This window comes from Winogradskyella litoriviva (assembly GCF_013249065.1).
In the GTDB taxonomy this organism is placed as follows: Bacteria; Bacteroidota; Bacteroidia; order Flavobacteriales; family Flavobacteriaceae; genus Winogradskyella; species Winogradskyella litoriviva.
The window spans coordinates 617,415-641,995 of the sequence record NZ_JABRWQ010000001.1; the positions used below are offsets into that span (position 1 = coordinate 617,415).

General features: G+C 31.3%; 27 protein-coding genes. 3 read left to right on the forward strand and 24 right to left on the reverse strand.

What is annotated here, in order from left to right; translation table 11 throughout:
• Positions 1-110: 110 nt before the first annotated feature.
• The 3 genes from HNV10_RS02605 (at position 111) to HNV10_RS02615 (ending at position 2,158) form a co-directional block, all read left to right on the forward strand.
• Entirely contained in the window at positions 111-470 is a 360-nt protein-coding gene (locus HNV10_RS02605) for a hypothetical protein (RefSeq protein ID WP_173299763.1), read from the forward strand.
• A 138-nt stretch (positions 471-608) separates the two neighbouring features.
• The gene (locus HNV10_RS02610) at positions 609-1,550 is read left to right on the forward strand and encodes an HU domain-containing protein (protein ID WP_173299764.1); all 942 of its coding nucleotides are present in this window, start codon (positions 609-611) and stop codon (positions 1,548-1,550) included.
• A gap of 98 nt (positions 1,551-1,648) precedes the next feature.
• Entirely contained in the window at positions 1,649-2,158 is a 510-nt protein-coding gene (locus HNV10_RS02615; protein WP_173299765.1) for an acyl-CoA thioesterase, read from the forward strand.
• Here HNV10_RS02615 and HNV10_RS02620 read toward each other — a convergent pair.
• The 24 genes from HNV10_RS02620 to HNV10_RS02735 form a co-directional block, all read right to left on the reverse strand.
• Positions 2,155-3,408, reverse strand: a complete 1,254-nt coding sequence (locus HNV10_RS02620; RefSeq protein ID WP_173299766.1) for a murein hydrolase activator EnvC family protein — start codon at positions 3,406-3,408, stop codon at positions 2,155-2,157. The genes HNV10_RS02615 and HNV10_RS02620 overlap by 4 nt on opposite strands.
• Before the next feature lie 27 nt (positions 3,409-3,435).
• Positions 3,436-4,230 (reverse strand): DUF4292 domain-containing protein, encoded by a 795-nt coding sequence (locus HNV10_RS02625; protein WP_173299767.1) that lies wholly within the window; start codon positions 4,228-4,230, stop codon positions 3,436-3,438.
• The gene (locus HNV10_RS02630; RefSeq protein WP_317166872.1) at positions 4,231-5,595 is read right to left on the reverse strand and encodes a tetratricopeptide repeat protein; all 1,365 of its coding nucleotides are present in this window, start codon (positions 5,593-5,595) and stop codon (positions 4,231-4,233) included.
• Positions 5,596-5,599: 4 nt separating this feature from the next.
• Positions 5,600-5,899, reverse strand: a complete 300-nt coding sequence (locus HNV10_RS02635) for an antibiotic biosynthesis monooxygenase family protein (RefSeq protein WP_173299768.1) — start codon at positions 5,897-5,899, stop codon at positions 5,600-5,602.
• Between the two features lie 41 nt (positions 5,900-5,940).
• Positions 5,941-6,960: a sugar phosphate nucleotidyltransferase gene (locus HNV10_RS02640; protein ID WP_173299769.1), complete on the reverse strand. Its 1,020-nt coding sequence runs from the start codon at positions 6,958-6,960 to the stop codon at positions 5,941-5,943.
• 78 nt (positions 6,961-7,038) lie between these two features.
• Positions 7,039-8,007, reverse strand: coding sequence for a tetratricopeptide repeat protein (locus HNV10_RS02645; protein WP_173299770.1), 969 nt, complete (start codon positions 8,005-8,007; stop codon positions 7,039-7,041).
• Between the two features lie 17 nt (positions 8,008-8,024).
• Positions 8,025-8,459, reverse strand: a complete 435-nt coding sequence (gene dut, locus HNV10_RS02650) for a dUTP diphosphatase (RefSeq protein ID WP_173299771.1) — start codon at positions 8,457-8,459, stop codon at positions 8,025-8,027.
• Between the two features lie 48 nt (positions 8,460-8,507).
• The gene (locus tag HNV10_RS02655; RefSeq protein ID WP_173299772.1) at positions 8,508-9,968 is read right to left on the reverse strand and encodes an oligosaccharide flippase family protein; all 1,461 of its coding nucleotides are present in this window, start codon (positions 9,966-9,968) and stop codon (positions 8,508-8,510) included.
• A gap of 164 nt (positions 9,969-10,132) precedes the next feature.
• Positions 10,133-11,155, reverse strand: a complete 1,023-nt coding sequence (locus tag HNV10_RS02660; protein WP_173299773.1) for a hypothetical protein — start codon at positions 11,153-11,155, stop codon at positions 10,133-10,135.
• Positions 11,156-11,251: 96 nt separating this feature from the next.
• Positions 11,252-11,710, reverse strand: a complete 459-nt coding sequence (locus tag HNV10_RS02665; protein ID WP_173299774.1) for a hypothetical protein — start codon at positions 11,708-11,710, stop codon at positions 11,252-11,254.
• Positions 11,711-11,820: 110 nt separating this feature from the next.
• On the reverse strand, positions 11,821-12,681 hold the full coding sequence (gene atpG, locus HNV10_RS02670; RefSeq protein ID WP_173299775.1) for an ATP synthase F1 subunit gamma: 861 nt from the start codon (positions 12,679-12,681) through the stop codon (positions 11,821-11,823).
• A gap of 77 nt (positions 12,682-12,758) precedes the next feature.
• Positions 12,759-14,339 carry a F0F1 ATP synthase subunit alpha gene (gene atpA, locus HNV10_RS02675; RefSeq protein ID WP_173299776.1) on the reverse strand — a complete coding sequence of 527 codons (1,581 nt, stop codon included), beginning with the start codon at positions 14,337-14,339 and terminating at the stop codon, positions 12,759-12,761.
• Between the two features lie 57 nt (positions 14,340-14,396).
• Positions 14,397-14,933, reverse strand: coding sequence for an ATP synthase F1 subunit delta (atpH, locus tag HNV10_RS02680; protein WP_173299777.1), 537 nt, complete (start codon positions 14,931-14,933; stop codon positions 14,397-14,399).
• Positions 14,934-14,938: 5 nt separating this feature from the next.
• Positions 14,939-15,439 (reverse strand): F0F1 ATP synthase subunit B, encoded by a 501-nt coding sequence (locus tag HNV10_RS02685; RefSeq protein WP_173299778.1) that lies wholly within the window; start codon positions 15,437-15,439, stop codon positions 14,939-14,941.
• 99 nt (positions 15,440-15,538) lie between these two features.
• A complete protein-coding gene (gene atpE / locus HNV10_RS02690) occupies positions 15,539-15,727 on the reverse strand; it encodes an ATP synthase F0 subunit C (RefSeq protein WP_013993139.1) in 189 nt (62 codons plus the stop codon).
• Positions 15,728-15,766: 39 nt separating this feature from the next.
• A complete protein-coding gene (gene atpB, locus HNV10_RS02695; RefSeq protein ID WP_173299779.1) occupies positions 15,767-16,945 on the reverse strand; it encodes a F0F1 ATP synthase subunit A in 1,179 nt (392 codons plus the stop codon).
• An 89-nt stretch (positions 16,946-17,034) separates the two neighbouring features.
• Positions 17,035-17,427 carry a DUF6168 family protein gene (locus HNV10_RS02700; RefSeq protein ID WP_173299780.1) on the reverse strand — a complete coding sequence of 131 codons (393 nt, stop codon included), beginning with the start codon at positions 17,425-17,427 and terminating at the stop codon, positions 17,035-17,037.
• Positions 17,420-17,641 (reverse strand): AtpZ/AtpI family protein, encoded by a 222-nt coding sequence (locus tag HNV10_RS02705; RefSeq protein WP_173299781.1) that lies wholly within the window; start codon positions 17,639-17,641, stop codon positions 17,420-17,422. Before HNV10_RS02705 ends, HNV10_RS02700 begins: the two co-directional genes overlap by 8 nt.
• Positions 17,625-18,053, reverse strand: coding sequence for a bactofilin family protein (locus HNV10_RS02710; RefSeq protein WP_173299782.1), 429 nt, complete (start codon positions 18,051-18,053; stop codon positions 17,625-17,627). Before HNV10_RS02710 ends, HNV10_RS02705 begins: the two co-directional genes overlap by 17 nt.
• Before the next feature lie 17 nt (positions 18,054-18,070).
• On the reverse strand, positions 18,071-20,647 hold the full coding sequence (gene porW, locus HNV10_RS02715) for a type IX secretion system periplasmic lipoprotein PorW/SprE (RefSeq protein ID WP_173299783.1): 2,577 nt from the start codon (positions 20,645-20,647) through the stop codon (positions 18,071-18,073).
• Between the two features lie 233 nt (positions 20,648-20,880).
• The gene (locus tag HNV10_RS02720) at positions 20,881-21,603 is read right to left on the reverse strand and encodes an ABC transporter ATP-binding protein (protein WP_173299784.1); all 723 of its coding nucleotides are present in this window, start codon (positions 21,601-21,603) and stop codon (positions 20,881-20,883) included.
• A gap of 12 nt (positions 21,604-21,615) precedes the next feature.
• Positions 21,616-23,094, reverse strand: coding sequence for a DUF5687 family protein (locus tag HNV10_RS02725; protein ID WP_173299785.1), 1,479 nt, complete (start codon positions 23,092-23,094; stop codon positions 21,616-21,618).
• A gap of 51 nt (positions 23,095-23,145) precedes the next feature.
• Positions 23,146-23,835 (reverse strand): hypothetical protein, encoded by a 690-nt coding sequence (locus HNV10_RS02730; RefSeq protein ID WP_173299786.1) that lies wholly within the window; start codon positions 23,833-23,835, stop codon positions 23,146-23,148.
• Complete coding sequence (locus HNV10_RS02735; protein ID WP_173299787.1) at positions 23,836-24,558, reverse strand: hypothetical protein; 723 nt, start codon at positions 24,556-24,558, stop codon at positions 23,836-23,838.
• Positions 24,559-24,581 lie beyond the last annotated feature (23 nt).

Below are 24,581 nucleotides of genomic sequence, written 5' to 3' on the forward strand. Positions count from 1 at the left end.
TTTAGCGTGTAATTTAACGAAATACTTCTCAAGATAAAAGAAGGTTTTTCTTATTTTTATAACATCAATAATAACTTATGAAATCGCGCTCAATATTTATCTTCCTCTTAATGCTTTCTTTTATCGCCACAGCACAAAATTCAAAATTTAATAGTATTGAAGACTCTGTTACCATAAAACCAACTCTAACTTTAATGGATTTAAATGAATTTTCATTTTTCAAAAATGATACCTCTTCAATATTCAGCACTTTTGATTATTCTAAAAAATTGAACACACAACTTGTTGGATTGAAATTTGATATGGCGAAAATTGAAATCATGAGAGATGGGTTTATTGTATTTTATTCTAAAGGCCTAAAAAGTAGTTTCTTTAGAGACTTCAATATAACGTATAGACGTGCCGAACTAAAACGACTATTGCCAAAAATTCCTGATTATAGAAATTATGACCCACGCACAAATCTCTAAAAATAAGCGTCAATTTTAGTAAATATTTTGTCTAGAATTCATAGCAAATCAATCACATAGATAATTAATAATTTCGATGTTAATAACTAAGTCAAACTAAATTTCGTTCAGAAACAAAAATTTTTAACTTTGCGTTATATGCAGTTAGAGACTTACATTAGCGACCTTTTATACCGATACGATTGTGTTACTGTTCCTGGGTTTGGAGCTTTTTTAACACAGCGTGTTTCGGCTAAAGTACACGAAACAACACATACATTTTACCCTCCAAAAAAGGCATTGTCTTTTAACGAGCAGTTACAACAAAATGATGGATTGTTGGGTAATTATATTGCTGAGGTTGAGAAAATACCTTACGCAACAGCTCTTAATAATATCTCTAAAAAAATAAAGTCTATTAAATCTCTTTTAACTGACGGTGAAACTGTAAAGTTTAAAAATATTGGTGATTTGGTATTAAATACTGATGGTAAAATTCAATTTGACCCATCTAGTCATATCAACTACTTAACGGATTCTTTTGGCTTATCTCATTTTACGTCTTCTGATGTAAATCGTGAGATATATTTAGAGAATGTTGAAAATATAGAAGTCCATACACCAATTATTTTAACTCCAGAAAAACGTGCAAACCATAATTGGATAAAATATGCTGCTGCAGCCGTGTTTGTTATAGGGTTCAGTAGTTTGGCACTTATTACTTACTCAAAAAACAATAAGATTGCAAATCAAAACCAATTAGCGCAAGAACAAGCTTATGAGCAACTCGATGCTAAGGTGCAAGAAGCTACTTTTGTTATTAGTAATCCATTACCTGCTGCTACGTTAAATTTAGAAAAGCAAAGTGGTAATTACCATGTTGTTGCAGGTGCTTTTAGAGTTGAAGCTAATTCTGATAAAAAAGTAAATCAGCTTAGAAACAAAGGCTATCGTGCCAGAAAAATTGGTGTAAATCGTTATGGTTTGCATGAGGTAGTTTACGGCAGTTATACATCTAGAGAAGAAGCTCAAAAACAACTTTATAAGATTCGAAGAGAGCATAATCGTGATGCCTGGTTGCTAATTAAGAAGCTTAAGTAAGCTTTTTACATATTGTCTAACGAGTTTTTCTACTTTTTATACTTATTCATACAACGCGTTATAAAATCGCTCTATATTTGCACAAATTTTAATCTTTTATGCAATCTAGAACAGCTTCTCAATCTAAAACAATTGTTACCGATTTAGTTTTACCAAGTGAAACCAATCCTATCAATAATTTATTTGGTGGCGAACTATTAGCACGTATGGATAGAGCTGCTAGTATTGCTGCAAGACGACACTCTAGACGCATTGTTGTTACAGCGTCTGTTAATCATGTAGCTTTTAATAGAGCAATTCCTTTAGGCAGTGTAGTTATGATTGAAGCAAAAGTTTCTAGAGCGTTTTCATCATCTATGGAAATCTATATGGATGTTTGGATTGAAGACAGAGAATCTGGCGAACGCATTAAAGCAAACGAAGCTATATATACCTTTGTTGCCGTAGATGACACAGGACGACCAGTAAAAATACCAGAATTAGTACCAGAAACTGAATTAGAAAAAGAACGTTTTGATGCAGCTTTAAGACGTAAACAATTGAGCTTACTCTTAGCTGGTAAAATGAAACCAGCTGATGCAACAGAGCTTAAAGCACTTTTTGATTAGTATTTAGCCAGCCAAGGTTCTGGGTTAAGAACTTGATCGTTTTTATAAATTCTGAATCCTAAAAGTGATTCTCCAGATGATTTGTTAGAGAAAACCTTACCTATTACTTGCCCAGTTTTTATTTTATCGCCTTTCTTAACCTTTACTTCCGCAAGGTTCATGTAAACACTCAAATAACTACCATGTCTAACCAAAATGGTAGGATTACCACGTTTCATTACGTGAATTTCAGCAACCACACCATTAAAAACAGCTTTTACATCTGAGTTAGTATCTGTTGCTATGTATATACTTTTATAATTTTGGGTAATGGAATTATCGGTTAATGAGCGTCTTTTTCCAAACTTACCTTTAATAACTCCTCTTGCAACAGGCCAACCTAATCTTCCTCTATTAGATTCAAAATTCGCTGATAGTTTTTTTGCTTCAGGTGTTTCTACAAACTTACCTTTAGTTGACGTTTTACCCGTTTTCTTATTAGCCGCAGCAATGGTTTCTTTAATTAAACGATCAATCTCTTTATCTAAACGTGCTGCTTCTTGTTTTTTCTTTTTAATCTGAGCGGAGAATTTTCCCATTTCAGATTTAATAGATGCCATTAAAACTTCTCGTTCTTTTAATTCGCCTTCTAATTCTCTTTTAGCAATACGGTTTTCTTCTATTAGTTTCTGCTTGTCCTCTTTTTGTTTAGACAATTCAACATTTAATTGCTCTAACTCTTTAGTCTTAGATTTTATGGCTTCGCCTTGTTCCTTTTGGTAATTAGAATATTGTTTTATGTATTGCAACCTTTTGTATGCTTGCTGAAAGTTACTAGAAGATAGCAAAAACATTACTTTGCTTTGCTCAGATTTACTTTTATAGGATTTTACTACCATAGCAGCATAATCATCTTTAAGCTCTTTTAACTGCGTTTTTAAGCTCGTAATTTCGTTTTGATTGTTATTGATTTCTCTAGTCAATAAATTGGCTTGCTCGTTAGTTATTCTAATTAAATTTTTACGAACACTTACTTTGTAATTGATATCTTCTATTAAAGTAATTGCCGATTTTTGCTCTTTCTTTTTTGTATATAATAATGCATTTATGAGTTTTATTTCTTTTAATTTTTGCTGACGTTGTGCTTCTAATTTTTTTTGCTTGTCACTTTGTGCAAAACCCGTAGTAGTAGACATTAAAAAACCTAACAAAAACAAAACGCATGTTAGTTTTTTTACAGCAATTATAAGGTGAGATTTCTCGTCGTTCATATTTCAATTTGTCGAAAGGACAACCAATTATTTTAAAACAATTTCTTTATAACCTGAAGGGATTTTAAACGGAAACCGCACTTCATCATTCAAAGATACAGATTTAAACTCCATAGCAACAGCAACCTCATCACTATCATCAACAGCAATAATTCTAATATTTTTAGGAATGATTTGTTTATCTACTTCTTGATACGTTGCGTAATCTACTTGAAGCATTCGTTTTTTTAATTGTTGTTGCAATTGCAAACTATCCATTTTAAAATGCGACGGATTAATTAGATAAAACAATTCCATAAGCGCACTTTGGTCTTTTGGACTTACTGCATAAGAATTACCGTTTACCGCAACTTGATGTGGCTCTGATTTTAAATTATAAATTGCCTGACCCAATAAAATGTTTTGCACTTTCATAAAATCTAAATCTATACCAACAACATCGCTTAATAGTTTGTAATCACCATCAAAATATTGATTATCTAATTTGTTGTAAAACTTCACTTTGTCTGGTGTAATCATCATACGAGCCATTCCTAAAACAGATTCGCTAAGCCAAATCACTTTATCTTTTTCTATACGAAGTGAAAAACCAGCACCTTGTGTTTTATCGTTTTGAGTCAAATCTATTTTAACTCTAGCTTTTAAGGTTTTAAAATCTGTACTATTTTTATCATACTGTTTTATAACTTGTTTTACAGAAAGTTTATCACTCGCTTTACCAGATGCAATAACATTTTTAGCAGAATTACAACTGAAAGTTAACAGTATAAGCAAAGCACTAATAGTAACTTTGAATTTGTTATATATTTTAGGAGATTTCATTTATTGTTGAAGTTTTAGGGCTTTTGCTTTTTTAGCAAACGTTTCAGATTTACTAATATTATTTAGGGCTTTGTAGGCCATACTTAATTCTGAATAAAAATCGGATTCCATGTTTGGGTTATCGATTAAATAATCTAATCCCATTTCTAAATACTCAATGGCTTTTTTAGAATTCCCTAATTTGTTATTAGCAACACCTGTTACTAAATACAAAATAGGTTGTGCAGGATATAATTCTAAAGCGCTTTCCCCATCAATTACAACCGCTTTATAATCCTCAATATCTATTTGAAGCAACAATACGTCTTTTATTAATTTAAAGTCGTTAGGACTTTGTTTTAAAGCTTCTTTAAAATTTGACAGTGCTTTTAATTTATCACCTGCTTTTAAATAATAATGACCTAAATCGTTATGGGTTTGTGCATCTTTGTTTTCGTCTATTAATGATGTAATTTCTATTAAATCAGATTCGTACTCTGGATTTCTACCTACAAATGCCACGAAATCTTTTAAAACTTTTGCCTTGGCATCTGCGTTAATCTCTGGACTTGTTAAAACCGTTTTTACAGAACTTATTGCATCATCTACCTTACCTTCTTGAAGATAAAACTTATACAGCGCTAAATGCACAAATTTAGAATCTGGCTTTACTTTTAATAAGTTTCTAGCAGCTTTGTAGGCATTTTTACGATCACCAGATTGACTGTATCTATAAATCAGTTTTAAATGATTGTCTTCATTATTTGGGTTATTAGCAATACGTTGCTCTAAATTTTCAATTCTATCATCTGCATTACCAGTAATACTATAAATATCATTACGCATTGCGTCTCTAGATTCACTCAATCCATATTCTTCATCTAATTCATCTAAAATATCTAAAGCTTGTTTGTATTTTTCTTCTCTAACATAAAGAGCTGCTAAATCTTCTTTATAATCTGGATGATACTTTACCAATTGCTTTATTGTTTTTAAAGCATTTTTAATATCATCTTGCTGAAAATACACATCGTAAAGCTCATCTAAAAACCAAACATTATCTGGTTGCATTTCTATTGCTTTTTTTAGATTGTCTTCTGCTGCACCAAAATTTTTAAGCTTATTGTAGTTTTTACCAAGTTCAAAATAAATAACAGGAAGCTTACTATTAAGATTTAAACACTTATGAAGCTCATCTACTGCACGATCATAGTTTTCAATTCCTTTTTGTTTTAAAGCTTCAAAAAAATGTTCTTGAAATTCGTCTTCATAATTCCCTAAGTCATCATCTGGTCTTTTATTAAAATCTACTTGAGCATAACTTGCCTGCGGAACGCTTAACATTCCGATAAAAAAAACCAATATGAATATAAATTTCTTATTCACTTTCTTATTTTAGAAGGTCTTCAACGACTTCTAATTTTTCTAATACTTCAACTTTCTCACAAGCAGATTTCATTATTTCTCTATAACGGTTTGCTTCTTCTGGTAAATTTGCACCAGCCTTATCAAAAGTACTTTGATTTGGCCATTGTGCATATGCTAAATATTTTAAGTCATCTTTTTTATGTAATCTAGAGCCTAAACTTCCTTCGTGTTTGTAAATTAAAGAAGTTAACCCTTTCCAAGCTTCAATAAAACTATCTTCTTGATTAGGTTTTACTCTAAAAGCATACATTACAACATACATAATTACTCCATTTTAATAGCACAATTATTCTAATTCAATAACTATTCCATAGTGGTATAATCACCTATACTAATTTTTGTAAACTCACCATTATACTTTACATAATTACCAATCATAGCTTCATCTAAGTTAGCATTTTTTATTGCACTATGATTTTGTATTAAGCTATTTTTTATGGTTGAATTTTCAATAACACAATCTTTACCAATTGAGACATATGGTCCTACTGTTGTATTTTTTAAAACTGTACCTTTACCAATATAACAAGGCTCAATTACTTTTGAGTTCTCTAAAACGACAGAATCATCAATTAATTGCTCTTGGTTATCTGCTTTTAAGAAACCTAGCATTTTTGCATTTGTTTCTAGAGTTACGGCTTTGTTTCCACAATCCATCCACTCATCAACGGTTCCGGTTTTGAAGATTCTTCCATCAGCCATCATACGTTTAATACCATCATTAATTTGGTATTCGCCACCATTCATTATGTTTTCATCTAAGATTTCTTGTAATTTTTCTTTTAAAACGGCAACGTCTTTAAAGTAATAGATTCCGATTACAGCTTGATCGCTAACAAAGCTTTCTGGTTTTTCTACTAACTCAACAATATTTTTATCGTCGTTTAGTTTTACAACACCATAAGCTTCAGGGTTTTCCACACATTTTGTCCAGATTACACTATCTGCAGTTGGATCTAAATCGAATTCAGCTCTAATCAACGTATCTGCATAAGCAATAACCGCTGGACCAGAAAGTGATGGTTTAGCACTCATAATAGCGTGACCTGTACCTAAGGGCTGATCTTGTCTATATATTGATGCTTTTGCACCTAAATCTTCTGCAAGTTCAGTTAAACTCTTTACAACGTCATCTCCAAAAAATGCTGGATCACCTAAAACAAAAGCGATTTCTCCAATTGGTTGCTTTAAAACTTTAGCAATATCCTTTACTAAACGATGCACTATTGGTTGACCTGCAACAGGAATTAAAGGTTTTGGTACTGTTAAACTATGTGGTCTTAGGCGAGATCCTCTGCCTGCCATTGGTACTATTATTTTCATTCTTTAAAAGTTTATTTGTTAAAATAGGTTTGACTATGCTGAACCTTTGCTATTTGTATTACGTAATTTTAAAAATACTTATTCTTCAAAATTTACATCTAGATTATTTTCTTTTGTTATTCTATTAAAATCTTCAAGTTTATCTAATTGTTTCATTTCTTGATATATAAAACCTATATGCTTCTGTGCATCTATATTGTACGGCGAATTCATTTCCGTATACAACCTATAAGCCTTAATCATATTCACCAAAGCGGGTTCAAAATCTTTTTGAAGATAATATATGTGACCTAAGCCATAGAATCCCTCAGGATCATTCTCATAAATATCACGATAATTTTTATATGCTTGTATGGCGTTTTTTAAATCATTGTTTAACTGATAAGCAACTGCAATATTCATTAATGGCATTTTGCCTTTTGGGTCTATTTCTAAAGATTCTTGGTAACACTTTATAGCTTGTTTATAGTTGTCTAATTTTCTATAACTATAGCCTAAATTATCCCATGCAAAAGCAAACTTCTTATCCTTTTTAACCGCTTTTGAAAACTGAACCACTGCTTCTACATAATTTTGGTTTGCAAATGCTGATTGCCCTTTTTCATAATATTTTAAAGCCTTTTTTTTATCTGATTTTGAATTCTCTGACTCAGTATTGTCTGTAAAGTAAATAGCTTTTAAAGCAGGACAATTGTCGTAAAGATATTCTTCAATCTCTTCGTAATTCTCGGATACATTGATAACAATATTTCTATCAGATGTTACTGCTATGGTATCCGATTTAGAAATACCATCTTTTTTAATAGAGTCCATTGCCTTTTCTAAAGAACCTAAAAGACTATTTTCTATTTGATAGCCCATACTAGCAGATTGAATACAGGTTTTGATGTCTTTGCTTTTTTCTTTCTTTGATTTGTCTAAATCAATTTTAGCAATGCACTCGCAGGCTTGTTCAGATACCTTTTTTATTTTATCTAGCCTTTGTTCAACTTGAGCATAATTTAGTACTGTAAAAAGACATAAGATTAATGTAATTGCCTGTTTCATAATTGTTTTTTATAATTTTATTTCACGCCTGTACTACCAAAACCACCTTCTCCTCTATCTGTTGAAGACAATTCACTTGCAACTTCCCATTCTGCACGTTCATGCTTTGCTATTACTAATTGAGCTATACGTTCTCCATTATTAATTGTAAAATCTTCATTAGACAGATTGACTAAAATTACACCAATTTCTCCTCTATAATCTGCATCAATTGTTCCTGGCGCATTTAAAACTGTAATGCCTTTTTTTGCGGCTAAACCACTCCTTGGTCTTACTTGTGCTTCTATACCAATTGGTAATTCTATAAATAAGCCTGTGCCTACTATAGTGCGCTCTAAAGGCTTTAAAATTCTAGATTCTGATAAGTTGGCACGCAAATCCATACCTGCAGACGCAATAGTTTCATAATGCGGTAAAGCATGACTGGATTTGTTAATGATTTTTATTTTCATGTTGAATTTTCTCTTTTGAGATTACTTCTTATTGCTTTGAATGGTATTTTAACTTCTCTTCAAGAATTGTTTTAATTCTCTCTTTTCAAGTATAATAACTAAGCCCAAAAATACAATTAACATTGCAATTCCGATAATATAATTCTCTCGATAGTTATAGAAAAATATAAATGAAAATAGAATAGATACCACAAGATATAGACTAATTTTCTTTAAATCGTAAGGGACAGGATAATATTTTCGCCCGAAATAAAAGGATAGTAACATCATTATTGCATAGGCAGAGAGTGTTGCAATTGCAGAGCCTTTAAAACCAATAATAGGAATTAAAATATAATTTATTAGTAATGTTACAATAGCTCCAAAAATTGAAATATAGGCACCAAATTTAGTACGGTCTGTAATTTTATACCAAACAGAAAGGTTATGATAAATACCCAAACAAAAATTTGCCAAAAGAATAAAAGGTACAATCCACATAGCTTCATAATAAGCTTCACTTAAAATGACATAAGGTTTTAATAGGTCTGCAAATACTACAACTACTAAAAATATAACAGAACCTAAGGCAACAAAATACTCTAATATTTTGGCATAATTTTTTTGAGGATTTTCGGTTTTAGAATGACTAAAAAAATAAGGTTCAATACCTAAACGAAATGCTGTTGCAAACAGGGTCATAAATAAAGCCAATTTATAACAAGCAGAATACATTCCTATTTGTTTTTCTGCGACATCACTTGGCAATAAGTACTCTAATAAAATACGATCAAAGGTTTCGTTTACAGAATATGCAATACCTGCAATTAATACAGGCAAAGCATAACGCATCATTTTTTTCCATAAAACGGTATCAAATGTCAGCTTAATTTTTAAGTAAAATGGAAGTAAAACTAATAATGTTAAACCGCTAGCCACTACATTGGATATGAAAATATAGCTAATTTGAAAATCTGGAATATACAGGTTGTTAAAAAACGAATTCCCTTCAGCCAAATGTTTTAAATATAGAAGTAGGAATATATTAAGCCCTAAATTTACGGCTACATTAAAAATTTTAATAATAGCATATCGCATTGGTCTGGCTGTAGCTCTTAACCAAGCAAAAGGAATGATTACTAGAGCATCAAAAAGCAAAATTATAAAGACTAAATTGAGATACTTAAGGTCTATATTAATAAGTGATGAAATCTGATTTCTAAATAGAAAAGCAATTCCCATTAAAGTAAAAGAACTTATAATTAAAGATATTGCAGACGTGCTTGTTACCTTTTCTTGATTTTCTTCTTTGTTGAAAAATCTAAAAAATGCAGTTTCCATTCCGTAAGCCAAAACGACATTAAACAAGACAAAATAAGCAAAAATGAATGATACTCTACCGTATTCTTCAACAGATAATACTTCTGGATTTGTATAAAGAGGAACTAAAATAAAACTCAACATTCTAGGTAAAACAGTCGCTAAACCATATATAAATGTTTGTTTAAAAAGTGATTGAAATCCGCTCAAGAGTATAGTTAACAGTAAAACTCAAAAGTATTAAAATAATACATGCTACACTTATCTAACTAAAGAATTATTTATAAAGCAAACCTAATTAATAAAGAAAAGATAGTACTCTCAATACCCAAGTAAAAAAGTATGTCACTAAAATGTATTAAATAATTTTAAATTTAAAAATTGGCTAATAATTTACGTTTCTTTTTAAAATTGCTTAAAAATGCTTTAATAACGGTTTTCTTAATAGATGCAATCATATTAGATTTTCGTTTTCTTTCATAGATTTTTGGAGGACCGTTTTCGTAATAAACACCTCGTTTTTCACTAAGGTCAGTTACTTTAACATACTTAACTTCTCCATTTTCTACAAAGCTAATTGCACATTCATTGTCTTCTAAGGTAAACGGAAAATTGGGATCACGTTCCGCTTTTTTAAAAGTATAATAAGGCGATTTATTTTTTAAAACAGCCGTATATCTACCAGAATCTTCTACTAACTTAGCCTTTAGGTTTCTAAAATAAACACTATCTATTTTTATATTTTCTTCTTTATTAACAATTGGAACAAAAACATTTAACCCAGTACCACCAACTTTTATACCTGCATACCATTCTTGAAAAGATATAGTTTTTACCTTAAACGTTGTTGAGGGTTGAAATGTTGGTTTGGCTTTAATGGGCAATTCCTCTGATACAATCATTGCTTCTCTGCGCCTTTGGTAAGCTAATGGTGGACCATCTTTATAATATATTCTTTCTTTTTCAGTCACATTAGAGACTTTTAGATATTTTATTTCGCCATTTTCTTCATATCTAATAACACATTCATCCTCATCTAAAGTAAATGGATACGTTCTTAATTTAGTTGTATTTTCTAAAGAGTTATGTTGCGAATTATTTTTTAATACAGCTGTATATCTGCTGTAATTTCTAACTAACTGTCCTTTAAAGTTCCTAAAATAGATACTGTCTATTAATACGCCATCCATTTTATTAATAATTGGAACATAAACGTTAATCCCTGAACTTTCTTCATTTTCTCCAGCATACCATTGTTGGAAAGAAACAGGTTTGACTTTGAAAGCGGTTGTTTCTTCTTTCGTTTTATATACTCCTCTAGAACTTGAACACTGAAAGTTTAATGATAAAACCAAAAATACAGCTATAACGAAAAAAGCCTTTTTAAGATGTTTCATTTGTATGTAGGTTAAAGATTTGGACGTGCAATATACAAATAAATCTATTAAAAACACAATAAATCCGACAAAAAGCAATTATTTGTAGGAATAAAACTAAATTTTAGTAGGATAAATTGGATAATTTATAGTTTCTTGTATCTTAATATTACTTATTTTATAATATAATTGCGTTTTATTCTTTTGTCTTGAATAACGAATTACACATTCATTATCATTAATTTGAAAAGAACTAAGCGATGAATCCTTTAAACTAATAGGCTTTTTTATTTGTGAATTAAATTGCGCTATAAACAACGTACTATCGTGTTGACTATTCTTAAATCTAGAGACTTGTCCTCTAAAGTATACCAAATCTAGAACTATATTATTATCTCGTAATTTTACATATAAATCAATACCAGAATCTCCATTTTTTAAACCTGAATTCCATTTTTGATAATAAACCTCTTTTAGAGCCTTAGGAGCGTCTTTTTGAAGTTTTGGTACTGATGAACAATGATTAAACAGTAGTACAACTAAAAGAGTAGCAATAGTGTTTCTAAGTGGTTTCATAACTTTAAAAGTAATACCCAGTGAATTAAACTCACAAAAAAACCTAACTCGTAAAAGTTAGGTTTTTAGTTGTTATTAGGATTAATCACTCAAATTAAGAGTGACAAAAGTTAATTATTTAAAGCTTCCGCACCACCAACAATCTCTAGGATTTCGTTAGTAATAGCAGCTTGTCTTGCTTTGTTATAAGTTAATTTTAACTGATCTCTTAACTCTGTAGCGTTATCAGTTGCCTTGTGCATTGCCGTCATACGTGCACCATGTTCAGAAGCAAAAGAATCTCTAATTCCCTTGTATAATTGGGTCTTTAAAGACTTAGGAATTAATTCTTCAACAATTTCTATTTTAGATGGTTCAAAAACGTAATCTAAATTTACGTTAGAATCATTTTCAACAGGTACTATCGGTAAAAATTGTTCAGTTAATATAATTTGAGTTGCTGCATTCTTAAAGTGGTTGTAAACCATCTCAATTCTATCAAACTCACCAGAAACAAATTTCTCCATTAACATTTCAGCGATTTCAGAAACATTTTCAAACGTTAAGTCATCAAATAAATCACTTTTGTTAGCAATAACCTTATTGGTTTTTTTAAATGCATCATTAGCTTTCTTACCTATTGCTAAATAAGATACATCTTTATTAGCATAAGTTTCATTAGTAAGTTTGTTAACTTGTTTAATGATGTTAGAGTTAAATGCACCAGCTAAACCTCTGTTAGAGGTTACTGCAACAATAAGTACCTTTTTTACCTCACGTTGAACTGAATATTTACTTCCAGAATCTTCATCTAAAGTAGCACTTAAACTCTGAAGCAATTCTGTTAACTTGTTAGAGTAAGGACGCATTGCTGTAATAGCATCTTGGGCTTTCTTTAACTTTGCAGCAGATACCATTTTCATGGCACTAGTAATCTGCATCGTTGAGGATACCGATGATATTCTGTTACGTATTTCTTTTAAATTAGCCATTCTTTATATTATAAAGACTCTTCTACATTTAACTTACGCATTACGCAAGTGTACTTAGAGTGACATTAGTTTAATGATTAAGCTCTATACTTGCCTGAAAGATCTTTTGCTACACTTGTTAATGTATCAATAACCTCGTCAGTTAATTTACCTGCTTTAAGTAAATCTAGAGTTCCTCTATGATTTGCATTTAAAAGCTCTAAATAATCGCGTTCAAATTCTTTTACTTTCTCTACAGGAACATCTTTTAATAAGTTCTTAGAACCAGCATATATAATTGCAACTTGATCTTCTACTTTAAAAGGATCATTTTGTGCTTGCTTTAAGATTTCAACGTTACGTTTACCTTTATTAATTACATTCAAAGTAACAGCATCTAAATCAGAACCAAACTTAGCGAACGCTTCAAGTTCACGGTATTGAGCTTGATCTAATTTTAAAGTACCAGATACCTTTTTCATAGATTTAATCTGAGCGTTACCACCAACACGAGATACAGAAATACCAACGTTAATTGCTGGACGAACACCAGAGTTAAATAAATCACCATCTAAGAAAATCTGACCATCTGTAATAGAAATTACATTGGTTGGAATATAAGCAGAAACGTCACCTGCTTGAGTTTCAATAATTGGTAAAGCTGTTAATGAACCACCACCTTTAACCATCGGTTTTAAAACATCTGGAAGATCATTCATTTCTTGAGCAATAGCATCATTATTAATAATCTTAGCTGAACGCTCTAATAATCTTGAGTGTAAATAAAATACATCACCAGGATATGCTTCACGTCCTGGAGGACGACGTAATAATAAAGATACCTCACGGTATGCAACAGCTTGTTTTGATAAATCATCAAAAACAATTAAAGCTGGTCTACCAGTATCTCTAAAATACTCTCCAATAGAAGCCCCTGTAAAAGGCGCATATACTTGCATTGCAGCAGGATCTGATGCATTTGCAGCTACTATTGTAGTATACGCTAAAGCGCCTTTTTCTTCTAAAGTTTTAGCAATTAAAGCTACTGTTGAAGCTTTTTGGCCAATAGCAACATATATACAATAAACAGGCTCACCTGCATCGTAAAATTCTTTTTGATTTAAGATAGCATCAATACAAACTGCTGTTTTACCAGTTTGACGGTCACCAATTACCAACTCACGTTGACCTCTACCTACAGGAATCATAGCATCAATTGCTTTAATACCTGTTTGTAACGGTTCTGTTACTGGTTCTCTATAGATAACACCAGGTGCTTTACGCTCTAATGGCATTTCAAAAGTATCACCAGAAATAGGTCCTTTTCCATCAATAGGGTTACCCAAAGTATCTACCACACGCCCAACAATACCTTCACCTACTTTAACAGATGCGATACGTTCCGTACGTTTAACTGTAGAACCTTCTTTAACGCCTACTGAAGTACCTAAAAGTACAATACCTACGTTATCTTCTTCAAGGTTAAGTACAATACCTTCTGCACCACCTTCAAATTCAACTAATTCACCATATTGCGCATTAGCTAATCCGTAAGCACGTACAATACCATCACCTACAGTTAATACTGTTCCTACTTCGTCTAATGAAGCGCTCGCTTCAAAACCTGAAAGTTGTTGTTTTAAGATTGCTGATATTTCAGCTGGTTTTACTTCTGCCATCTTATTTTAGATATTAGATTTTGATTCTCTTAGCAATGCTCTAAGAACAAAATCAATTTAGTTTAATGTAAATTCTCTTTTTAATTTATTTAGTTTATTTGAAATACTCGCATTATACTGAATATCTCCAACTCGTAATATGAAACCACCCAAAATGCTTTCATCTATAATGTTTTCTACTTCTGCTTCTTTTCCTGTAAGTTCTTTAACTTTAGCTAACACTTTAGTTTTTAAATCTTCAGTTAACGGAATCGCTGTAGTTACTGATGCAACTTGACTCCCTCTCATCTCATCGTACAACTGTATGTAACTTGAAGCTACATCATTTAATAATGGTAACCTTTTATTAGCAATTAAAGTATCTATTAAATTAATTGTAGCTGTATTTGCATTTTTAAATACAGAGATTAATACCGATTTTTTATCAGATGATTTAACAATAGGACTTTGAAGCATCTGGTTTAAATCTTCACTACCCGAAATAGCTTTAGTAATAGATTTCATATCACTATTTACTACTTCAGCAGATTTTTGATCCGTTGCTATACTTAATACGGCTTTAGCATATCTAATGGCTGCTCTTGATCCTGACATTTATCTTAGTTTAAAGTTGCTTCACCTAACATATCTTCTACCAACTTAAGTTGCTTGTCTTTGTTAGATAATTCATTACGCACTACTTTTTCTGCAATATCTAAAGATAAACCTGCTACATGACTTTTTAATTCTGCCATGGCTGCTTTCTTTTCGCTAGTTATAGCTTCTTGTGCTTGAGAGATCATTTTATTGGCTTGTGCTTTTGCTTCAGTTTCTGCATCTGCAATCATTTTGCTTTTAAGCTCACGTGCTTCTTTAAGCATTGTTTCGCGCTCTAAACGTGCTTCTTGCAACAACTTTTGGTTATCTGCTTGAAGATTTGCCATTTCACGCTTTGCCTTTTCAGCAGCATCTAATGCACCTTGAATCCCTTCTTCTCTTTCATTTAATGAATTAAGAATTGGTTTCCATGCAAATTTTACCATAAGTGCAATTAATGCCAATAAAAGTATTGTTGACACTACAAATAAACCTGGTGAAAAATCGTTTAATAACTTATCCATATTATTAAGTAATTAAGTGTTTTGTCTTTTTTTAATTTAAAAACACGTCCTGCAACCAACCGTTACAGGATAGTGTTTTTGTAAATTTTGATTTGGTTCTTATTTTCCTAAGAATAAAGCACCAAATGCTAAACCTTCTAAAAGTGCTGCAATGATAATCATCGCTGTTTGAATTTTACCTGTCGCCTCTGGCTGACGAGCAATACCTTCCATTGCTTTTCCACCAATTTGACCAAGTCCAATACCTGCTCCGATTACGATTAATCCTGCTCCAATTAAATTGTACATAGTAAATAAATTTATATAGTTAAATTAAAAAAACTCTTATTAAATGAAATCTCCTCTTACGTCTTCCGCAGTTGCGACTTCGTGCCCATGCTCATCGTGCTCGTGTTCATGATCATGTTCTGCCACAGCCATACCAATAAATAAAGCTGAAAGCATTGTAAAAATATATGCTTGTAAAAACGCTACTAAAACTTCGATTAGTAATATAAAAAATGACAACACAAATGATAATCCCATTGCACCAGGAACAGTTAAAGACTCCTTTAACGTAAACATAATGGCAATTAAACTCATTACTACAATGTGACCAGCAGAAATGTTAGCAAATAAACGAACTAATAATGAGAATGGTTTAATAATTAAGGCACCTGCTAATTCAATTATAGCTAAAACCGGGCGAATTAAGACAGGAACACCTGGCATCCACAAAATGTGCATCCAATAATCTTTATTCCCACTAACCGTATATATTATAAGTGTGAAGATAGCTAAACAAGCTGTTACCGCTAACTGACCAGTAACGTTAAAACCTAATGGTGTTAAACCTGCAAGGTTTAAAAACCAAATAAAGAAAAATACAGTTAACAAATAACCTGTAAATCTTCGGTAATGCTTCTCTCCAATATTTGGTCTAGCGATTTCGTCTCTAACGTAAAGTACTAAAGGCTCTAATACACGACCAAAACCTGTTGGGATTTGTTTTTTCTTGTATTGTCTTGCTAAACTAGAAAACCAGAATAACATTAACAGACCAATAACCAAAACACCAAACACACTTTTTGTAATTGAAAAATCTAATACTTTATGTGCATTAGTTGCATGGTGATCTGCATCAAAATTTACAGCAGTAGCTCCTTCTTCTAATTCGTATATTTTTGAATGAATTTTCGCGAATTTTAAACCGTCTTTTTCAACAATTACGTGCCCATCATCATTATGATGAAATTCAGAAGACATAAAAGTTTTTAGTCCATCAGAAGACCAAAGTATAACTGGTAACGGAAAACCAAAATGCTTACGCTCACCTTCGTCGCTTGTGTAAGAAAATAAAGAGAAGTCATGGGAGTCTTGGATATGATGTAATATATAATCCTCTACTTCTTTTTTAGTATCTACTTGTCCACCATCCTCGTTAGAAGATTTTGCGTAAATAGATGTAGATAAGAACACTAAAATTGCAAGTGCTAAAAATTTAAAACTTTGTTGAAATACCTTCATTGTTATAAAATCAAAAAAACCACTCTTTTCAAATTCGGTGCAAAAGTACGTAATTTATTAAAATAACAATGGGTTTTTGTGCTTATTATTTAGGTCTCGTTTTTAGAAATGGTTTTTACGACAAAATACACTTCTAGACCTAAGAACAAGAATAGGGGAATTAGAAGATTTAATCGTTCTACAGTTGATAAAGTTTCTAAATCAAATACTTTAGATTGAAATAATATATAAAAGAAAATACCTTTAACAAAAAGAGTCGGTAAATAGATGAAGCCTAATTGTGGCTGTAGGCTCTTTTTTAATGAAAAGACTTTAAGATGAAAACAAATTACTAAAGATGATACTGCAAAAAACAAATTGATATCCCAAAGGCTATATCTTACTGTTATATCAAAATAATTTAGAATAAAATCTTGAAAAAAATGAACGCCTAAAAACAATACCATAAAAGATATTATGTAGACCATAAGTGTTTTAATCATCTTCTTTAGAAACTTTTATAACTTGAGATATCACCAAATACATGGAGGCAAATACAGAAAAAAGAGTGATTGTAGTTTCCCAGAAATCTTTGTCGTATTTAACATCTAGCCATTTTCCTAAATAATTACCAAGAAAAATTGTGCCTCCCATTTGAAACGCAACTGAAGTAAATCTTAAAAACTTACTTGGACCGTTTTTATTTAGCTTGGGCACTTTGCGTTGGTTGTGGTCTACTTGCTTCGTTAGATAATGACTTAACTGTACCTTTCATACTGCACGTTGCGTTAAACGTTGCGCCTGGCTCTACAGCTAATTTAGTTATATGTACTTCGCCTTCAATATGTGCAGTTGACTTCAAGGACAAAGTACCAGACAATATTAATTTACCAGAAAATTTACCTTCAAAATCTGCGTTTTCACCTTGCAAGGTACCTTTAATATAGCCTGATTTACCCACAACCACTTTACCTGAGGTTTTAACATTTCCTTCTACAGTTCCGTCAATTCTAAATGGTCCTTGACTTGCTATATCACCTACAATTTTAGTGCCTTGAGCTATTATATTTTGTTGTGTGGTTGCTTCCATGCTTGAGTGTTTTTGTTTTTTTTTGTCTGGAGAAAACATGTTGATTTGGTTTTAAATTACTCTAATTTTAAATACGCATTTAAGTTTTTATGCCTTTGAATTATAGCATAATTTGGTGATGAAATTGCAAAATAAGGTCGTGTAATTTTAGGTTTAATTGGTCGTCCTCTTTTATCTTTTTCTTCTGTTTTTAGCAGTTCTGCAAATCCTTTTGCACCACCTATACTTTTTAATCCATGAACAACTACAAATGTAGTGTTTTCGTCGTAAACGTCTTTTGATGTCCTAAGGTCAAAGTATTTTACTTTAGCGACTTCTTCATCTAAAATTTTAATAAAGCCATCGATATCTTCTTTTAGACTATTTTGAAATTGAAAAATCACATTAAATTTCTCAGTAGTATCATCTGCTATAAATTCCTTTTTCGCTAACACAGGAAAAGCATTATCTATTATTTCTTGTGCCTTTTTTCCTTCTTCTGTATTAACATAAGTTAAAGCAATGTAATTTATACCTTCTTTATAAGCTTCAAATCCATAAAGTCTCCCTTTTGCTGAAGCTTTTAAAATTTCGAATTTAGGAACAAAATTATCACCTTCTAATCGTTTTATTTGTGTTTCTGCTTCTGTAATTACTGACGCATATTCTTCATCATTAAACTGCTGATATAGCTTTGTATAAATAGCCTCAGGACTATTTTCGTCTTTAGATAATTCTGACTGTGGGTTTAAAAGAATTTCAGCATAACGAGAGTCTGGATACTCATTAATTATCGCTGTTTTAATGGCATCTGCTTTTCTAATTAATCCTAATTCTTCATAAATTCGATACAAATTATATTTTGATGGTAGAATTAATCGGTCTTCTGGGTTGTTACTTAAAAGCTTTTCTAGTTTTGATTTTGCTAATTCTAACTCTTTAAATTTTTCTTTATAAATGATACCCAATTGGTAATAAGCAAAGTTTCGCTCTTTAGCTATGCTATCTATTTCGGTTTGTTTAGTAGGTAAAGATGCTAAATAAGTTTCAGGATTAAAACGTAAATCTTCTACGCTAGAATCTGTTAAACTATCACTTTTAACAGTATTTGTTACGTCTGCCCTTTGATTTGAATGCCTCCAATTATCTTGAAGTTTACGGTCTCCCCAAATTTTCAAAAATTCACTTTTACCATAAGCTACTGTTGTTGTGTTGTAAAAGTAAAATGTGCTATTGTTTTTACTTCCACTTAATGTTTGCAAATCTCTAGTTGTACCTGCAGGATTTCCTATGCCTTGACTCCTTTGGTTATTATTAACAGAGGTAATTGGGCTCGATTGACTCTTCTGTCTTTTTAAGGCGTCTTCTTGTTCTTTTTTTGCCTCTATCTCCTTTAACTTTTGGTCTTCTGCAAATTTTGTATAAATCGCTAATTGCTCTGCCTTTGGTAAACTAACCATTTTTAGAATACTGTCGTTGGTTTGAGCAATACCTTCGTAATAAATAACATCATCTAGGTTATCGCGTTTCTTTTTTATAACTCTATATGGTTTGGTGTTTTTAACCATCGCAGTTAACGTAGAATCATAATATGCACCTGCAGTTTTGTAAACATTCTTATCAAAATACATATTACCTAAAGTTTCATAACTAAGTGACTTTAAGTACTTATCTGAAGTTGTTTTTCTTAGTGATTTATTATAATAAACCTCAGCAAGACTATCTGACATTTTATTACGATGATATTCTGCAATACGATAATAAATTTTATCTAAAAATGGTCTGTTTTCTCTGTTCTCCTCTAATTCTGTAAGATATTCCTCAAACTCAATATCATCTATATTTGAAGCATCTGTGTTATAAGACTTTTCTAAATGAGCATTAATGTAAAAAGACCTTGGTACTTGGCGATGCATCTCTATTATAGCATCAAACTCTACGTTTGCACTATCTTTTTCACCAAATTGATTATATAATTGACCTTTTATAAAATGATAACGCGCTTTTTCTCTTTTGATTTTTGTGTTTTCAGCGGCTATCGTTAATTGAGCAATAGCACTATCATTAGATTTTGTATTTAAGTAAGCCTGAGCTAATGCTGCTGCTGCATCTGCTAAATCCTGACCTTCAATATCTTCTTTTTCTTCTTCTAATAGTCGTTTTAATTTTTCAATGGCACCAGCATTATTATCTAAACGCATATTGGTTTTTTCGCGCCAAATTTTAACCTGATTTATTTTATCGCTTGTTGGATATTTATTTAGAATATTATTAAAAGCTGCCATAGCTGGCACAAAACGCTGATCAAAATAACGTGCTTGACCCAAAAGTAAATAAGCCTCATCTATTTGAGGATTTTTTTCCTTTCCTCCAATATTCATTCCGTGGACTTGAATGGCTTTGATGGCTTTTTCTTCTGCACGTTCAAAATCTGCATTTTTTGTCTGACCAGGAAGAAAAATATCTTCGGACACATCCATCCTTTCTATTGGTAAAAGCTCCCAGAAGTTCTCTGTATACTCATTGTTCACACCTTCTATACCACGTTGCAATGCAATATTGCCGTTATATAGCACATTATATTTTGTAGCTGTGGCATGAAACTTTCTATTTAAGAATTTATCATTTTTACGCGAACAGCTTTGAATAAGCATTACGACGCAAAATAGGGATAATATGATTTTGTAATAGGTTTTCAAACGTTGGTTCTATTTGGTTAATAGATAACTGAAAAACACTTTGTTTAGTGTGTTGGTTGGTAAAAATAAGCATCTTTTTGAATTTTTGATGTTATTTAAAGGATTTTCGAGCTTTACAATAACTATGAAGCACAAAAAAACTCGTAACTATTGAAATAGATGCGAGTTTAATATTTTATAAAGGCTTATTATTCTTCCTCTTGAGAAACAATTGCACTGCTTCCAAAATGAGCCTCGAGTTCTTTTAAAGTTGTAGGATTGGTTTCTAAATCTTTAATCACATTTCCTTTTTCTAACACAACTATTCGTTCACAAACGTCTGTAACATGCATTAAATCGTGGCTAGACACTAAAACGGTTACACCTTGTTTTTTGGCCAAATCTTTTATAATTTGTTTTAGTCTTATTTGTGTGGTTGGGTCTAGGTTAGCGAATGGCTCATCTAAGATGATGACTTCAGGATTACCAATTAATGCGGCTACAATTCCGGCTTTCTTTTGGTTTCCTTTACTTAAATCTCTAAGGTATTTTTTCTTTCCTATAATTTCTCCGTTAAAGAAATCTTCAAACTGAGCCGTTAAACTATCAACATCAGCCTTGTTTTGTCCTCTTAATTCTCCTATAAAATAGAAGTATTCTTCTGGTGTTAAGTAACCTATTAAAAAACTCTCATCTATAAATGATGACGTAAATGGTTTCCAATCTTCACTTTGATCAACAACTACTTCATTACTTGTAATATTTCCTGTAGTAGGTTTAATTAAATCTAGTAATAGGCTGAAATAGGTTGTTTTTCCTGCGCCATTATTTCCAACTAAACCAAAACTTTGGCCTTTAGGAATGGATAATTCTTCAATATTTAGAACCGTTGTTCCTTTATATGCTTTTGAAAGGTCTTTTGTATAAATCATGGTTGTATTGTATTAGTTATCTTGACTAAAAGCGTCAATCATTTTGTATTTAGAATCGAGGTATTTTTTAGTAATGCCTTTCATTAATTTTTTATGAAAAACAATGCCAACAACACCAAGAAGAATTAATAAAGCTATTGCAGCAGCAAAACCAGCTAGCCAGTTTACAAGTCCAAATAGTGCCATTGGAACCAACATTAGCGGAATACCAATTAACCATTGTACTGCTCCCGTACCTTGATAATTAAAGGCTGCTTTTTTATCTAATTCTATCTTTTTTCTATTAAAAGATCCACCCCAAAGTATTACATGTGTGTTTACTCCTATATTATAAATAGCTGCGGCAAAATGTGCAATTAAAATTTTGTATCCAAAATATACATAAGGAATGCCTAGTACAAAAAGTAGCACCACACTAATAATCATTAAGATAAATTTTGATCGTAAATATTGCTCATATTTAATATTTTGACTCATTAGTAGTTTGTAATAACCACTATCCCAAGCTGGAATAAATTGTCCGAAATTGATTAGGAAAAAGCCTGTTGAAAAAATCCCAATAAAAGCAGACATAAAAGGCAAGTCTCTATACATAGGTTGTGGATAAAAGAACAAACCGTACAGAACACCAATCAATAATAAAAACGCCATGGATTTTGTACGTTTATTTCTCCAGATAAGTTTTAAATCTAACTGCATAAATGGAGCAACATCTCCAAAACGCTCTGTCCAAGATAAATCTGCAGCATTAACTTCTGCTACTTTAGATTTTAGTGAGCTATCTAAAAACAGTTTGCTTTTTAAAAGTTTAAAATTGAATGCATAACATATTACCAAAATGGTTATAGGAATAATAATAAGAATTGGATTATTAGCAATTGACATCAGCGCATCACCAATTAACGTATTCATTGGTAAGAATCCAAAATGATTTAACCCAAATAAAACACCTACAACCGAAATGATAGGTAGAAATGATAGTTCTTTTTCAGCAGAAAAGGCTTCTATTATAAAGTTTAAGAAATTAATAATAAGCACCAAAATAATCATGGTAAACATCCATGTTAAAACCATAGAAGTAGAAAATCCATCTTCAATTAGCATAATACTAAATGGAATAATAGCAAATAGTGGTAAAAAATTAAAAAAGGACACTACTGATTTTCCTAAAACAAAATTTACAACTGTTGAGCGTTTAATAGGAAGTGTTAAAAGTGGTTTAACACTCATTACAGGCAGTTTCTGTAAAAAGAAGCGCATCATTAAATCTACTATAATCCAGTAAAAAATAAAACCATTAACAATTACAAATGGATCTTGGTCTGGAAACGTTTTTTTAAGAATAAAAAGTAATCCAAAGCCTAAGCCTAGGAACATGGCAATAAAATAAAGCGCAAAAAATACCAATAAGATATTAATGGCTAAATTTTTTTGCCAATACGAGGAACGGAAATACTGCTTCCATTCTAGATTAAGAAAATGTTTTATCATAATGTTATGATGGGTTGGTTTGCGTAATAAGTATTAAAAAGTGATGTTTTGTTACAAACTAAATTCTGGATAGGTTTCATTTAGTAGTTTTTCGGCTTTGTTTGGGATGAGTTCAAAACTTATGTAATAAACTAAAGCAATTATAGTAAACGCCATTGATAACAATATAATTACATAAGAGTTAGATAAAAAATCTCCTGTCAATAAATGAATATTATAAATCTGAGACAAAAAAAATAATGAAGCACCTCCTGCCTGTTTAAAAATCATTTCTTCTAATAGCCATTTTTTATTGGATGCTTTTTTTCTTCGTTTAAATTGTTTGTTCAACATAAAGCTCTTTGTCATAGACCAAACAACTACGATAACATAATATGCTATTGCCAACTCAATTGCGAATGAAGATGTGAAAGATAAATAAAACACAAGAAACAAACATATAATCGCAAATACCTGCGGAATCTCGAACCATTTTTTTAACTCGTTCCACAAATAACCTCTGTAACGTTTATTCATCGCCTTTCCTTTTTGCTCAATGGCATCCATAAAACCAAAAATGCCAAATTTTTTAAAGGCCTTGTTTTTGGCATTTTCAAAACTGAGTTTTGGTTGCTCTTGCCACTGCGTTTCAATATCATTGGCTAAATGATCTACGAGTTCGGTTTGTAAATCGTAGTGCTCTACAAAATGTTGCCTTGTAAAGGTGTAGAGTTCTTGTATTTGGGATTCGGTTAGTTTCATTTACGATAATTTGAGATTATAGGTTCGTTTATTTTCCTCATAAACTTTTTTATAAACTTCAAGATTGATTCTTATCATTGGATAAAACAAGCAAGCAACAACTACAAAATAAATCTGAGGCATATCAGCAACATTGTCATAATTCTCCTTTAATATGTAGAATGAAAGGTTATAAATTGACCAAACTGCCATTGCTGAACTTGTAGCCATCGCAAAGTTTAAGGATTTTCGCGTAGATTTATTTTTAAAGTAATAATAAGCAGAATAGAAAGTAGGAAGTACCAACACTAACAATCCAGTAAAAAAACAAGCTTTTGGAAAATACTTATAAATAAAAACAAAGAACAGAATAAGGACTATATATTCCATTAAAAACTTTACACTAGTGAGCTTTATTTTAAGTTGTTTCCAAGTGATTTTTCTATACTTTCTACCTAGTTCTTTTTGTTTTTGTCTTGTAAACTTCTTAAATCCAGCATTACTCTGATACAGTCCTTTTTCAAAAATCTTATTTTTTGAAACACCAAATTCAATAAATTGATTACCAAAACCTCTATGAACATCTAGCAAAGCTTCATTGAAAGAAATTCCTTCGTTAGTCATTTTATCTTCAACCGCAGAAACAATGTGGTCTAGTAATTCTAAACGCACATCCCAAAACTTAACCTCGTTTTTAATGAGGTAGTTGTCTATGAATTGTATTTCTTGTTTTGTTAGTTTCATTATTTAATAATCAAATTTAGACC

Excerpts from the sequence above, each read along its gene's own strand:
- HNV10_RS02605 (WP_173299763.1), top strand. The coding sequence starts at position 111 with ATGCTTTCTTTTATCGCCACAGCACAAAATTCAAAATTTAATAGTATT.
- HNV10_RS02610 (WP_173299764.1), top strand. The coding sequence starts at position 609 with ATGCAGTTAGAGACTTACATTAGCGACCTTTTATACCGATACGATTGT.
- HNV10_RS02615 (WP_173299765.1), top strand. The coding sequence starts at position 1,649 with ATGCAATCTAGAACAGCTTCTCAATCTAAAACAATTGTTACCGATTTA.
- HNV10_RS02620 (WP_173299766.1), bottom strand. The coding sequence starts at position 3,408 with ATGAACGACGAGAAATCTCACCTTATAATTGCTGTAAAAAAACTAACA.
- HNV10_RS02625 (WP_173299767.1), bottom strand. The coding sequence starts at position 4,230 with ATGAAATCTCCTAAAATATATAACAAATTCAAAGTTACTATTAGTGCT.
- HNV10_RS02635 (WP_173299768.1), bottom strand. The coding sequence starts at position 5,899 with ATGTATGTTGTAATGTATGCTTTTAGAGTAAAACCTAATCAAGAAGAT.
- HNV10_RS02640 (WP_173299769.1), bottom strand. The coding sequence starts at position 6,960 with ATGAAAATAATAGTACCAATGGCAGGCAGAGGATCTCGCCTAAGACCA.
- HNV10_RS02645 (WP_173299770.1), bottom strand. The coding sequence starts at position 8,007 with ATGAAACAGGCAATTACATTAATCTTATGTCTTTTTACAGTACTAAAT.
- dut (WP_173299771.1), bottom strand. The coding sequence starts at position 8,459 with ATGAAAATAAAAATCATTAACAAATCCAGTCATGCTTTACCGCATTAT.
- HNV10_RS02660 (WP_173299773.1), bottom strand. The coding sequence starts at position 11,155 with ATGAAACATCTTAAAAAGGCTTTTTTCGTTATAGCTGTATTTTTGGTT.
- HNV10_RS02665 (WP_173299774.1), bottom strand. The coding sequence starts at position 11,710 with ATGAAACCACTTAGAAACACTATTGCTACTCTTTTAGTTGTACTACTG.
- atpG (WP_173299775.1), bottom strand. The coding sequence starts at position 12,681 with ATGGCTAATTTAAAAGAAATACGTAACAGAATATCATCGGTATCCTCA.
- atpA (WP_173299776.1), bottom strand. The coding sequence starts at position 14,339 with ATGGCAGAAGTAAAACCAGCTGAAATATCAGCAATCTTAAAACAACAA.
- atpH (WP_173299777.1), bottom strand. The coding sequence starts at position 14,933 with ATGTCAGGATCAAGAGCAGCCATTAGATATGCTAAAGCCGTATTAAGT.
- HNV10_RS02685 (WP_173299778.1), bottom strand. The coding sequence starts at position 15,439 with ATGGATAAGTTATTAAACGATTTTTCACCAGGTTTATTTGTAGTGTCA.
- atpE (WP_013993139.1), bottom strand. The coding sequence starts at position 15,727 with ATGTACAATTTAATTGGAGCAGGATTAATCGTAATCGGAGCAGGTATT.
- atpB (WP_173299779.1), bottom strand. The coding sequence starts at position 16,945 with ATGAAGGTATTTCAACAAAGTTTTAAATTTTTAGCACTTGCAATTTTA.
- HNV10_RS02700 (WP_173299780.1), bottom strand. The coding sequence starts at position 17,427 with ATGATTAAAACACTTATGGTCTACATAATATCTTTTATGGTATTGTTT.
- HNV10_RS02710 (WP_173299782.1), bottom strand. The coding sequence starts at position 18,053 with ATGTTTTCTCCAGACAAAAAAAAACAAAAACACTCAAGCATGGAAGCA.
- porW (WP_173299783.1), bottom strand. The coding sequence starts at position 20,647 with ATGCTTATTCAAAGCTGTTCGCGTAAAAATGATAAATTCTTAAATAGA.
- HNV10_RS02720 (WP_173299784.1), bottom strand. The coding sequence starts at position 21,603 with ATGATTTATACAAAAGACCTTTCAAAAGCATATAAAGGAACAACGGTT.
- HNV10_RS02725 (WP_173299785.1), bottom strand. The coding sequence starts at position 23,094 with ATGATAAAACATTTTCTTAATCTAGAATGGAAGCAGTATTTCCGTTCC.
- HNV10_RS02730 (WP_173299786.1), bottom strand. The coding sequence starts at position 23,835 with ATGAAACTAACCGAATCCCAAATACAAGAACTCTACACCTTTACAAGG.
- HNV10_RS02735 (WP_173299787.1), bottom strand. The coding sequence starts at position 24,558 with ATGAAACTAACAAAACAAGAAATACAATTCATAGACAACTACCTCATT.